This window comes from Erysipelatoclostridium sp. AM42-17 (genome assembly GCF_003480255.1).
Taxonomy (GTDB): domain Bacteria; phylum Bacillota_I; class Bacilli_A; order Erysipelotrichales; family Coprobacillaceae; genus Faecalibacillus.
In genome coordinates, this window is the sequence record NZ_QUIN01000026.1 from 20,396 (window position 1) to 34,572 (window position 14,177).

The window sequence follows — 14,177 nt, forward strand, 5'->3', positions numbered from 1 at the left end:
ATTAATGAGCTTTCTTTCTCTTTAATACGACAAATGCAACGAATGCTACACCAGCAAATAATACATATCCTAAGATTTGTTGATTATCACCAGTAAGAACTTTACTTAATGCATTTGATTTTTTAGTAGTTGTTTGTTTGTTTCCTGATTGATTATTTTTGTTTGTATTGCTTGTATTTGTTGGTTTTGAAGGAGTAGATGGATTACTTGGATCTGATGGTTTTGATGGATCTGTTGGATCTGTTGGATCTGTATTTCCATCATCTATTAATCTTAATTGTTTGATTGCATAATCTAATTTATCTGCTTCTTCATCAACCACTTTTTGATCTGGAATCATATAATCATTGCTGAATAATTTAGCAACTTGATGTTCATCATTAAAGAATGTAACTGTCTTTAATGTATAACGATCATTTTTGTAGTTATCGCTTGCTACGATATCTAACGCTTCTTGTCTTAATTGATTTAATCTTTCATAATCAGCTGGTTTTAATTTTAAACTAATAATAGCGTCATATAAATCTTGATATGTTTCATCAATAGTAGCTTGATCATTAATGTTAGCATCTTTGATAACCATTCTTGCTTTATTTAAGTAATCTAAGAATTTAGCTACATTAATATAATATTCATTTTGGAAATATTCACCATCACGAATATTTTCTTCTGCATATTTAATTAGTTTTTCTAAGTCCCCAGTATTAGCAGGCAATAATAATAATTGATCAATACCAGCATTAACGTTAGCAGCTCTTGCTTCAATTAATGCTTGACTACGTTTATCTAAATCAGCTCTTTGATCATATAAATCTTTACCTAATCCATAATAGTAATCAAAGAATTCTTTAGTAGCTGGAACATATTTATTATTTTTATAATTATTTCCAGCAATAATCTTATCAGCACGATCTAATGCTTTCTTTAATGGAGTTAAATCAGCATCATCAATGACTAATTCATCCATTGCATTAACTAAATCTTTAGTTGCTTTAGTTAATTTATCTTGGTCTGGAGCTGTTAAGATATCTCCATCATCACGAGCATCAGCTAAAGCTTTTGCAACTTTGTAAGCTTCATCAAATGCTTTTTTACTATCTTTTGTATAATATTGACCTTTATAGTCAGTGGATTTTCTAATGATTTTAGCTTCAGCTAAAGCTTTATCTAAATCAGTATAATCTGCATCAGCAATAGCTAACGCTGCATAAGTATCTCTGATTTCATTAGCTTTTTCACTTACTTCTTTTTGAGTTAAACGATGTGGGATATATTTTCCACCTTCTTGTTCTTGTTTGAAGTTTTTATAGATTGGTTGAATTTCATCCATGATTTTTTCATATGGATCAAATGTTTCTTTAGTATAAATTTTACCTAAATCTAACTTATCATCACAATCTTCATATGCTCCAACTAATTCAGTGATATCTACATCACCTTTTTCATTATAAGGATTTAATCCTGTTTCTTGAATCTTGTTATAGTTTGTACCACGATTACAAATACCATTTCTATAATTTAAGATATGTTTACGTGCCCAACCTTCACCTTTTGTACCAGTAGCTTTATCAATACCACTACTTACACTTTCACCAACATCATTGATGATATGGTTGAATTTTTGTAATACACCATCATCTTTAGCGAATGTTTGTGTACATGCGTTTTCAATTAATACATCTTCAGTATTTGGTACTTCAATAGGGTTATCTAATTGAATTTGTACTTCAGATGAATCATAAGTAGGACCAGTATAAATAAATACGTTATAAATACCCATACCTACAGCATAGTGATGTTTAACTTTATTTGAAACTTTATATGCTGAATATCCATTGACTAAACCTTCATGTGACATCCAAGCTTCTTGTGAAATTGGGTCATAACATTTTTCGTTTTGTAAGAAATATGTTGCTCCATATTCACCATTCCATAATACGTCATTTTTGTTAAAGTGTTCATCGAATAAACCATACATATGAACATGATCACCATTAACGATCATACCATAATCTGAACGAGTGTTTTCCCATGCTACCCCAGCACCATGGTCAGCACGCCAAATCCAGAAGTGATCATTGATTACATCGTTACTATTAATAACTAATGCGTTTTCAGCTGTTGTTGCTTGGTTTGTTGTACCACCAACACGGAAGAATAAATCTTGTAATAACATTGGATTGTCATTATGTCTTTTATCTGTTTTTTCTTCCCCAACTTTTAATAAATATTTAGATTTTGCTTTAGTTCCAGCATCAAATACTAATCCTGAAACTGTAATACCATCAACGTCTGCAACTTCGATAGCTGCATCTTTGTTGTCAGCAACGATTGTTGCCATACCTGTACCTAATACGATTGTATCAGGATTATTAATTTTAATGACTTCATCAGCATCATATTGACCTGGTGTAAAGAAAATATTTTTACCTGCGTCTAATTCTTCATTGATTTTAGCTGCTGTATCTCCTTCTTTAGCGATATAGAATTTGTCTAATGACATAACTTGACCTTCACCCATATCAGTTTCAGACCAGCTAATACCTTTTGTATCCTTTCTTAAACTTGGAACGAATACTTTATATTCTCCATCATCATCTAAGAATAAGAATGGTTTTTCTTTAGATTCAGGAGTTTTTGTAATACTTGTTGTTACACCAGCTGTACCATCTGTTGCGATGTTCCAATCAGTATAACCATTTCCGTTTAATAAAGCTGTACCAGTTTTATCATTTGGTAAACTTGCTGAATCAACCCCAATGTTGAAGTTGTTTAATGAAGTACCAGCAGCACTTCCTTTAATAACACTATTTCTTGTGAACCATTGTTGTTGAGATGGTGAGCATGCATCTGATGCGAAATAACAATCAGCAGCATATCCGCCTGAGTTCCATCCATATGACCAGTCATAACTTGTTTTACGAGTTGAATAAACACGTCTAAGTGGAGCAGCTTGAGCTACTGACCAGTTAAAGTAATCTTTTTTATTGTTTAATGATCTACCATCAGTAACTTCTTCAGCAACTGATGCTTCTCCAGTTCCTACAACTGAAATATTTTCTGCTGAACGCCAGAAGTTACATGTTGCATTACGCCAGTTACCACCTTCGTCACCCCAGTAATTTCTTCCATCGTAACTACTACTATCTCTTACATAGTCTAAGTATGCAGGAACTTCGATATTGTTTAATTTAACTTCATAAGGTGTTTTACCTAAACCACCGATGTGTGTGTAGAAACCTACAGGAATACATGCTGTTGCTACATAATTACCTGGTTTATAGTAAATTGCATAATGTCCACTATTAAATTGAGCGGCTTCTGAGTTATTTTGTTTTTTGAAAATTTCTTGAACAACTTTATTGATTGTATCAATATTGTCTGTTGGAGCAATAAAGATCATGTTTTTACCGAATTTAGTTGTTTCAAGTGAAGTATATTCTTCAGATAATGATGAATCACCATTTTTATTTCTAGCAACTAGTTTATAGTAATTTTTATATTTATCTGAATTAATATTTTTATCTACATATTCTGTTGAAGATGTAGTTCCAATTTTTTCATAATTTGAAGCAAATGCACTTTGAGCACGATATACATCGTATTCAGTTACATCTTTAATAGCATTCCAAGATACTTTAATGTTTTTACCATCTTGAACTGCTTTCATATCTGCGTTTGCAACAACTGGACGAGGTCCATCTTTTGTATGCATTTCTACTTCTTCGCTTGAAGTTTGAGGTGCATCACCTTTTACTGTATAAACTTGAACAGTATATTCTGTTCCTTTTTCTAATTCTGTTAAATCAACTTTATTGTCTGTTGTTTTAACTTCTTTTGCTGCTTTACCAGTTCCGTTATTTTTTGGAGTTACAACAACTTTATATCCTGAATAAATTGCACCTTTTAAAGCATCCCAAGATACTGTAGCAGTTGTATCTTCAACTTTACTTACTTTTACACCAGTAACAGCTTCAGTAGGCATTGCAGTATGAATAATGAATTTTTCATTATCAGTTGGTTCTGCTAATTCACTACTTACCATTTCACCATTAGCTACAGTGATTAATTTATTTGTTCCAGAAGTTTCTCTAAAAGAAATTGTTCCATCACCATTTGGTTGGTATTTGATTGATTCCCAACCAGCTTTCATATCTCCATCTTGTTCAGTGACTTTTTTACCACCGTCTTTACCAGAGTTAAAGCATAAATTATATTTTTTAGATTTGAAATTGATAATTGAATTATCATCAGCATTGATTCTTTCTTCAAATCTCATATCATCTGAGATATTACCATTTTCGTCAGCTTCCCCATTAACTAATACTGGGTTATTTACAGTACCATCAAATTTAATATATTTTCCAGTAGCCTTATGTTCGATATAAACTGTAAAATCTGTCACTGCTGCATCTTTAACTAATTTGAATATAGCTGCTTGACCTGCAGTTTTTACACGTTCAATTTCTCCAGTATTTGTTAAACCTAAATACCAATTTTTAGCAGTATCACGAATTTTTACTTCATTATCTGCAACTGGTTCTAAAATATATTCATGTTGATCAGTTCTTTTATCACCATCAGCAAAAATATAATTATTTTCACCTTCTGCACGAATAGGATAATTATCTCCTAATCCTGTACTATACATATCAACTCTAACTTCACCACCTTGTAAATTTCCTTGGTTTGTTGATTTGATAATGCCTAATGCAGATGTATTACCGATTTTGTCTCCATCTTCGATGTAAACACCATCAGCACTACCGTGTACACTATAAACACTTTGTTTAAATGTAACAGCTTTTTTGCTATCACTTGCTACAAGTGCATATGTTGCTGTATCATCTAAATCTAATGTAAATGATGCTGCACCAACTGATAGTGGGTTAAGTGCCCCAACAACCATCGCTAGTACTAATACAAATGCACATACTTTTTTATTAAGTTTACTAAGCTTTGTAATCATTTCTTTTCCCTTCCTTATTATTTTTTATGATTGCATTGAAGTGGCCGGCTTCATGCAATCCCTTACAAATAGAATGTTTTGACACATTCACCGTAATGTGCTTTTACATCACATGTACAAATTATCACATTTTCTTTATTTTGAGTATAATTTGGGGGCTTCTTGTAACCTGTTACAGGTTTTGTAACAAAACTGTCATATTTGCCGAAAATAAAAAAAGAACTCCAAATTTTGGAATTCTTTTGCACATTTACCTTTTCTCTTTTAAATTTCTTGATTCTTAATTGTTTGTAATTTTCTAGCCATTCTTTCAATGATATACACAACAGGAACTTGAGATGAAATGTTCTTTGTTGATGGTAAGATTACCTTTTTAATAAAGTATGGTATGGTAATATCTGCCATTCTTGAAATTGTACTATCAGTTTCGTTTGTTATTGCGATAACTTTAGATCGTACCCCTTGATATAATCTAATTTGTTCAATAACTTCTTTTGTTTCACCACTATTAGAAACAGCAATCAATAAACAGTTATCGAAACGCTGTGATGGTGTTGGATAGAATGGATCATCAATATATTGGCTATAGTAACCAATATTAGAAAAGAATCTAGCACCATAATGAGCCATTGACCCACTTTGTCCAATTCCTAAAAAGACAATAAAATCACTATCTTGTATATATTGTATAGCTTTGTCTATCTTATCTTCAAATTCCTTTCCTTTAGAAAATTCAAAGAATTGATTGAGCATCGTAATTTCATCATCAATTTCTGGCATTTTGTTGACTTCAATAAATTGTTTAAGTTGCACTTTAAATTCAGCATAACCATCACAATCAAGTTTATGACAAAAACGATTGATTGTTGCTGTTGATACATGACTTTCTTTGGCTAGATCACGAATGTTCATGCGAACTACTTTTTTGGTATTTTTTATGATGTAATTATAAACAATAAGTTCTGTGTCATTTAAACGAGAAATTTGTTCATATGTAAATATCATATTTACCCTCCACTCTTTTATAATTTAACCAAATATGACAATAACCTTACCTTATATTAATAATACATTTTTCCAAAAAAATCAATATCTTTACACAAATAGAAAATTATCATCACAAAATGCATTTTTTATTAAAAAAGTATAAATTGATTATTAAAATGAATTATTATATAATAACTTAGTTAAAGAATGGAGGAAAAAAATGGCAGCTATTTCATTTGAATTAAAACATGTTTGTAAACAATCAGGAGCTCGCTATGGCATCTTACATACACCTCATGGTGATGTCGAAACACCTATGTTTATGCCAGTAGGTACTCTTGCTACTGTTAAAGGGATTGCTCCTGAAATGTTAAAAGAAATGGGATCTCAAGTTGTTTTATCTAATACATATCATTTATGGTTACGACCAGGAGAAGACATTGTTGAAAAAGCCGGTGGTTTACATCGTTTTATGAATTATGATGGACCAATGCTTACAGACAGTGGTGGTTTCCAAGTATTCTCTTTAGGAAAAACACGTAAGATTGAAGAAGAAGGCGTGAAGTTTAAAAGCATTATTGATGGACGTGCTTTATTCTTATCTCCTGAAAAGGCAATTGAAATCCAAAATAAATTAGGTGCAGATATTATTATGTCATTTGATGAATGTGCACCTTATCCATGTACTTATGATTATATGAAAAAAAGCATGGAAAGAACTTTAAGATGGGCCAAAAGAGGAAAAGATGCTCATAAAAACACTGATAAACAAGCACTATTTGGAATTGTTCAAGGTGGGGAGTATCCTGATCTTAGAAAACGTTGTGCTCAAGAACTTGTCAAAATGGATTTCCCTGGTTATTCAATAGGGGGAACAAGTGTAGGTGAGCCTAAAGATGTCATGTACAAAATGGTTGAAGATACAATTCAATGGCTACCAGAAGATAAACCTCGTTATTTAATGGGGGTTGGTAATCCTATTGACTTAATTGAAGCTGCTATTCGTGGTATTGATATGTATGACTGTGTTTTACCTACACGTGTAGCAAGACATGGTGCCGTAATGACAAGTGAAGGTCGTTTAAATATTAATAATGAAAAATTTAAAGAGGACTTTGGTCCTTTAGATCCTCATTGTGATTGTTATACATGTAAAAATTATAGTCGTGCTTATTTACGTCATTTACATAAAAGTGATGAAATATTTGGTAAGACTTTGTTATCAATTCATAATGTTAGATTTTTATTGAAATTATCAGAAGATATTAGACAAGCAATTAAGGAAGATCGTCTTTTAGATTTTAAGGAAGAATTCTTAGATCAATATGGAAGAGACGTTTATAAGAGGGCATTTTAATGAAACTAAGTGAATTTGATTTTGATTTACCAGAAGAATTGATTGCTCAACATCCTGTTAAAAAAAGAGATACTTCTCGTTTAATGGTTGTAGATCGTGAAACAGGCTCTATTGAACATAAACATTTTTATGACATTGTTGATTATTTAAAACCTGGTGATGTTTTAGTAAGAAATAATACTAAGGTTATTCCTGCACGTTTATTTGGTATTAAAGAAGAAACAAATGGTCATGTAGAAGTTTTATTATTAAAAGAGTTAAAGAAAGATACTTGGGAGTGTCTATGCGGAAATGCACGTATTGTTAAAATGAATACGGTGATTAGTTTTGGTGAAGGTTTACTTAAAGCTAAGTGTATTGAAATTAAAGATGAAGGTATTCGTGTTTTTGAAATGATTTATGATGGTATTTTCTATGAAATACTTGATCAATTAGGAACCATGCCTTTACCACCTTATATTAAGGAAAAACTGGCTGATAAAGATCGTTATCAAACTGTATATGCTAAAATTGAAGGAAGTGCGGCAGCACCTACTGCTGGTTTACATTTTACTGATGAAATAAATCAAAAGATTATTGATAAAGGTGTTACTATTTTAGAAGTAACCCTCCACGTAGGTCTTGGAACATTTAGACCAGTTAAAGTAGATAATGTTTTAGAACATCATATGCATAGTGAATATTATATGATTGAACCTGATGTAGCAGATGCCTTAAATAAAGCAAAAGCCGAAGGTAGAAGAATTATTGCTGTAGGAACAACATCTACACGTACTTTAGAAGCAAATATGCAAAAATACGGTAAATTTACAGCAACTCATGAAAATACTGATATCTTTATTTATCCTGGATATCAATATAAAGCCATAGATTGTTTAATTACTAATTTTCATTTACCTAAGTCAACACTACTCATGTTAATTAGTGCTTTTGCTTCAAAAGAACTTATATTTAAAGCATATCATGAGGCTATTCAAGAAAAGTATCGTTTCTTTAGTTTTGGTGATAGTATGTTTATTAAATAATGAAAATCAATTATGATTTAAAATTCAAAGAAGAATTAGAAAAGATCCAAGGTAGACCTACTTTATTACTTCATGTGTGTTGTGGTCCTTGTAGTGGTAATGTCATAAAAGAATTAATTGAATACTTTGATATTACTATCTATTATTCTAATTCTAACATTTATCCAGAAACAGAATATCAAAGAAGATATCAAGAACTTGTTCATTTTATTGAACAGTTTAATCAAGATTATCATCAAAACATTCAAGTCATTGAAAAAAAATATGAACCGATACCTTACTACCTAGATATTTCTTTCTATAAGAATGAACCCGAAGGTGGTAAAAGATGTTATTTTTGTTATAAAAAAAGAATGCATGATGCTTATTTATATGCTTCGTTACATCACTTTGATTATTGGACAACTGTATTAAGTGTATCTCCTCATAAAAATAGTCAATGGATTAATGAAATAGGAGGTACTTACCCTATTGATAAAACTCAATTCTTATTTAGTGATTTTAAAAAGAATAATGGATATTTAAAATCAGTTAGATTTGCCGATCAATATCATTTATATCGACAAAATTATTGTGGTTGTGTCTATTCATACAAAGAGATGTTAGAAAGAGAAAAGAATAAAGAAAAAAATAAAGAAAAAAAATAAAGATACTGAAAATCAGTATCTTTTATATTATACAAAAAGCAACGATTAAATCGTTGCTTTATTTTTATGCTTTCTTTAATTTCTTTAAATCGTAGAAGGCAACAATGACACCTAATACAACTAATAAGATAGCGATAATTAATTGTAATCCACTTGTAGCAAAATCAATAGTACCTGTTAACATCCAAGCATTAATAATCTTATAAATTGATAATCCTAAAGAAGATAAAGTAACAACTAACATAATTGTCATTGGAATCCATAACATGAATCCTTTTCTTCCAGTTACTTTTAAGAACACTGATAATGAAATTAATACTAATGCTGATAATAATTGGTTAGCTGCACCGAATAATGGCCAGATATTTTGATATCCACCGATACATAATACGTATCCACCTAATAAAGTGATAAGTGTAGCGACATGTTTATTAGTAATGAATTTCATGAATGGTGATTGTTCTTTATCATCTACAAATAATTCTTGCCAACTCATTCTACCAATACGTGCAACTGAATCTAATGAAGTTAAAGCTAATGCTGATAAAGCCATAGCAATAAAACAGTTAACAAAACGTGTAGGTAATCCAAGTGTTGATAAGAAACTATTAACACCATAAGCAAATGTTTGGAATGGAGTTGATCCTGCAGGCATATCTTTTAACACTGCTGAAGCAACAACTAAAGCTACAGTTGCTAATAAAGCTTCTAATAACATTGAACCATATCCAACTAATTTCATATCTTTTTCATTTTTAACTAATTTTGAAGAAGTACCACTTGATACTAATGAGTGGAATCCTGAAACGGCACCACAAGCAATAGTAACAAATAATGTTGGGAAGATGTAACTTCCATTGACTTCAAATCCAACGAATGCTTGAGAATTCATTGTTGGGTTTGCAATTAAAACACCAACTACAGCAGCAATAATCATACCTACAAATAAGAATGTAGATAAATAATCACGTGGTTCCATTAATAACCACATTGGTGTAACTGATGCTGCAAAGATATAAGCAAAAATAACGAAAATCCATACATTACGACTTGCCATAACTGGTACATAAGTTCCTAATACCATGATGACAACAAATAATACTAAACCAACTACAAATTGTAATTTAGCTGATGGTTTAAAGTAATGTGTAAATAAACCAAATGCTAATGCAGCAACAATGAATAATAATGAAATTGAAGCAACTGATCCATTAATAGTATTTTTAACTACTTTTCCAGCAGCATCTACTGGGAAACCGTTAAATGTTCCTGCAACAATATCAACGAAAGCTGCAATAACTAATAAAGTAAATAACCAACAGAATAACATGAACATTTTTCTACCTGTTTTTCCAACATATTGCTCAATGATCATACCCATTGATTTTCCTTCATTTTTAACTGAAGCATATAAAGCACCAAAGTCTTGTACAGCTCCAAAGAAAATACCACCAACAACAATCCAAATTAAAGCTGGAACCCATCCAAACATTAAAGCAATGATTGGTCCTGTAATTGGTCCTGCTCCTGCGATTGAAGAAAATTGATGTGTAAATACTTCAAATTTACTTGTTGGTACAAAATCTACACCATCTTCATATTTGTATGCAGGTGTTTGTGCTTTTTCATCAACACCCCATGTTTTTTCCAAATATGTTCCATAAACTTTATACGCTACAAGTAAAATAATCATAACAATAGCTAATATTGCTAATCCATTCATAACTTATAACCCCCCTAAATGTGAACAAGAGAATAATAATCCTATTTAATATATTTGTCAATATTATAAATTTATTTTTTAAATTTATCTTTATTAGAATTTTTTTATAAAAATCGAATATACTTTGTGTTTCAAAATTTTCTTTATAAAATACCTAAATAATTAATATTTCTCAACAAAAAAGAGAAGATATGATATCTTCTCCAATCCGCATTATATTGTATTTTTATTCATATGGTTTTAAGTTTTTTAATGAAAAATCTAAAACAGGTGCATTATATGTAATGGCTCCTGAAGATACAAAATCCACACCTAATTGAGCAATTTTTTCTAATCTTTCTGGTGTAACATTTCCTGAACATTCAGTTTGAGCACGATGATCAATTAACTTTAATGCTTCTTTCATCATCTCATCAGACATATTATCTAACATGATAATATCCGCCTTCGCTTCTATCGCTTCTTTTACCATCTCTAAGTTTTCTACTTCAACTTCTATTTTTCTTACAAAAGGTGCATAAGCCCTACATGCTTCTATCGCTTCTTTTACACCACCGGCTGCACCAATATGGTTATCTTTTATTAATACACCATCAGATAAGTTATAACGGTGATTTTTGGCTCCACCAACAGTAACCGCATATTTTTCAAAAATACGGTTATTAGGTGTTGTTTTACGTGTATCAAGTAAAACAGTATGACTTCCTTTTAAATGTTGGATAGCACGATGGGTATAAGTTGCAATTCCAGACATTCTTTGTAAGTAATTTAAAGCGACGCGTTCTCCTGATAAAAGAACACGGATATCACCACATACTTCACCTATATGATCACCTTTTTTAATTTCATCACCATCTTTATATTTACATATAAATTTAGTATCTTCATCTAATAATGTAAAGGCTCTTTCAAATACTTCTAATCCACAAATAATTCCATCTTCCTTAGCAATCAAATCAACATGACCTTCTACACGTTCTTTCATAATTGCATTTGTTGTTACATCTTCACTTGTAATATCTTCTTGTAAAGCATTTAAAATATATTGATCAATATTAACTTTCAAATTGACACCATTTATCATAGAATTCTTCATCCCTCTTTTTAATTTCATCTAACACTAACTTATGATTTTCTTTTTGTAATTTTTCAACATCTTGGTATTTTGTTAAATCATAATCTAAATGTTTATTTTCTACTTCAGCAATTGTTTCGTTAATAACACCGGCTGCTCTTTTAGCGAATACTAAACTTTCTAACAATGAGTTACTCGCTAATCGGTTAGCTCCATGAACTCCATTACATGCTGTTTCACCTACAGCATAGAGTTGTGTCATAGATGTTTTTCCGCATGTATCTGCTTTAATACCACCCATTAAATAATGTTGTGCAGGTACTACAGGTACAGGTTGTTTAAACATATCGTATCCTTCTTCTTTACAACGATCATAAATGTGAGGGAAACGATTTAAGACTTGATCATGATCCATATGCATAACACTTAAATATACATGATCACTATGGTCTTTTTTCATTTGTTCACGAATCGCATTAGATACAACATCTCTAGGTTGTAATTCATCAGTAAAACGTTCACCATCTTTATTTAATAAATAAGCACCTTCACCTCTTACTGATTCACTAATAAGGAAACTACGTTCATTTTTATTAGTATATAGAGTAGTTGGATGAATTTGAATATAATTAATATTTTCTAATTCAACATGATTTTTTAATGCTATCGCAAAAGAATCTCCGGTAATATGTCTAAAGTTGGTAGAATGCTTAAATAATCCTCCCATACCACCGGTAGCTAAAATAACAGCTTTACTATTAATTTGTTTAATTTCACCTTCATGTAAAACAATAATTCCTTTAACTTGATTTTGATCACATACTAAATCAAGCATTGTTGTATCTTCAAGTAAAGTAATATGACTTCTTTTTTTAACTTGCATAATCAGTTTACTTGTGATTTCTTTTCCAGTTACATCTTGATGATGTAAAATACGATAATTAGAATGAGCCCCTTCACGAGTATAGGCAAGATTACCTTGCTTATCTAAATCAAATTCTACACCATAATCCATTAACTCTTTCATAATATGAGGAGAATTTTTAATCATAATTTTAACTGATTCAGGATTATTTTCTCCGTGTCCTGCTTTTAATGTATCATTATAAAAAGCATCAAAATCATCAGGACTTTTTAAAGTACAGATTCCTCCTTGAGCTAAGTAAGAATCACTATTTTCTACTTTATCTTTCGTAATCATTAATATGTTCAATTGTGGATCAAGACTTAAAGCGGCAAATAAACCAGCTGCTCCTGTTCCAACAATGATAACATCATAATAAGTGTTCATTTTAATTCCTCTCTATTTTGCTAGTTCTAACATTTTTTCTAATGGATGTAAGGCTTTTTTACGATCAAATTCATCCATTTCTACAACATGGTTAAATTGTTCTAATGTTGAACATACTTTTTCTAAAGTGATTTTTTTCATATTAGGACATGTTTGATGGTTATTAACTAAATAAAATGATTTATCAGGATTATCATTTTGTAATTTGTGTAATACGCCTCTTTCAGTACAAATAATAAATTCTTGACTATCATCTTGATGAGCAAAATCAATAATTCCCGAAGTTGAACCTATATAATCAGCCATATCACAAATTTCTAAACGACATTCAGGATGAACAAGAACTTTTGCATTTGGATGTAATTCACGCGCTTTTTCAATATCTTCCTTACTGATTCCTTTATGAACATGACAAAAGCCATCATTAAAGATAAAATTCTTTTCCGGTACTTGCGTTGCAATATAACGTCCTAAATTTTCATCAGGTATAAAGTAAATGTTTTTTTGAGGTAAGTTTTTCACTATCTTCATTGCATTAGAAGAAGTAACACAAACATCACTAAACTGTTTTAGTTCTGCTGTTGAGTTGATATAACAAACAACAGCTACATCATCATATTCTTCTCTTACATGTTTAATTCTTACTATGTTAGCCATATGTGCCATTGGGCAATCTGCTTCTGGTTCAGGCATTAAAACTGTTTTTTCAGGATTTAAAATTTTTGCACTTTCACCCATAAATTCAACACCACAGAATAAAATCGCTTGTGCATCTGTTTCTACTGCTTTTTTGGCTAAGAAGTATGAATCACCTACATAGTCAGCTACATCTTGTACTTCACCTTCTACATAATAATGTGCTAAAATTACCACATTTTTTTCTTCTTTTAATTTTTTTATTTTTTCTACTAAATTCATTTTTCATCCCCATTTTCTTTTGTGAACATTTTAACAAGTTTTTCTAACATATTATATTCCTTTTTCTTAATCTTGTGAACTATTTTATAGCGAAAATTAACATAATTATCAAAAAAGGAGTTAAGCTTTATCGAGTATTTAAAATAATCTGATATTTTAGTTTTAAACAAAAATAGTATTGGTAG

10 protein-coding genes are annotated in these 14,177 nt (G+C 30.7%); 3 read left to right on the forward strand and 7 right to left on the reverse strand.

Annotation, left to right across the window (positions count from 1 at the left end):
• Position 1 precedes the first annotated feature (1 nt).
• Both DW911_RS09440 and DW911_RS09445 read right to left on the reverse strand, forming a co-directional pair.
• The gene (locus DW911_RS09440) at positions 2-4,969 is read right to left on the reverse strand and encodes a fibronectin type III domain-containing protein (RefSeq protein WP_118607748.1); all 4,968 of its coding nucleotides are present in this window, start codon (positions 4,967-4,969) and stop codon (positions 2-4) included.
• Positions 4,970-5,233: 264 nt separating this feature from the next.
• Positions 5,234-5,974: a MurR/RpiR family transcriptional regulator gene (locus DW911_RS09445; protein ID WP_118432736.1), complete on the reverse strand. Its 741-nt coding sequence runs from the start codon at positions 5,972-5,974 to the stop codon at positions 5,234-5,236.
• A gap of 202 nt (positions 5,975-6,176) precedes the next feature.
• Between DW911_RS09445 and tgt the strand changes: the two genes are divergently transcribed.
• From tgt to DW911_RS09460, 3 genes are read left to right on the forward strand one after another with little or no spacing between them, the layout of a single operon-like run.
• Positions 6,177-7,313, forward strand: coding sequence for a tRNA guanosine(34) transglycosylase Tgt (gene tgt, locus DW911_RS09450; protein WP_118432735.1), 1,137 nt, complete (start codon positions 6,177-6,179; stop codon positions 7,311-7,313).
• Complete coding sequence (gene queA, locus DW911_RS09455) at positions 7,313-8,338, forward strand: tRNA preQ1(34) S-adenosylmethionine ribosyltransferase-isomerase QueA (RefSeq protein ID WP_118432734.1); 1,026 nt, start codon at positions 7,313-7,315, stop codon at positions 8,336-8,338. The genes tgt and queA overlap by 1 nt, the downstream gene beginning before the upstream one ends.
• Positions 8,338-8,985: an epoxyqueuosine reductase QueH gene (locus DW911_RS09460; protein WP_118432733.1), complete on the forward strand. Its 648-nt coding sequence runs from the start codon at positions 8,338-8,340 to the stop codon at positions 8,983-8,985. The genes queA and DW911_RS09460 overlap by 1 nt, the downstream gene beginning before the upstream one ends.
• A 64-nt stretch (positions 8,986-9,049) precedes the next feature.
• Here DW911_RS09460 and DW911_RS09465 read toward each other — a convergent pair whose 3' ends face one another.
• The 5 genes from DW911_RS09465 to DW911_RS11195 form a co-directional block, all read right to left on the reverse strand.
• Positions 9,050-10,708, reverse strand: a complete 1,659-nt coding sequence (locus tag DW911_RS09465) for a carbon starvation CstA family protein (protein WP_118607749.1) — start codon at positions 10,706-10,708, stop codon at positions 9,050-9,052.
• Between the two features lie 226 nt (positions 10,709-10,934).
• Positions 10,935-11,774: a carboxylating nicotinate-nucleotide diphosphorylase gene (nadC, locus tag DW911_RS09470; protein ID WP_442896712.1), complete on the reverse strand. Its 840-nt coding sequence runs from the start codon at positions 11,772-11,774 to the stop codon at positions 10,935-10,937.
• Entirely contained in the window at positions 11,764-13,074 is a 1,311-nt protein-coding gene (locus DW911_RS09475; protein ID WP_118432730.1) for an L-aspartate oxidase, read from the reverse strand. Before DW911_RS09475 ends, nadC begins: the two co-directional genes overlap by 11 nt.
• Before the next feature lie 12 nt (positions 13,075-13,086).
• Complete coding sequence (nadA, locus tag DW911_RS09480; protein WP_118432729.1) at positions 13,087-13,992, reverse strand: quinolinate synthase NadA; 906 nt, start codon at positions 13,990-13,992, stop codon at positions 13,087-13,089.
• Positions 13,989-14,177 (reverse strand): hypothetical protein (locus DW911_RS11195; protein WP_233543058.1); only part of this gene is annotated, 189 nt, incomplete at its 5' end. The genes DW911_RS11195 and nadA, both read right to left, overlap by 4 nt.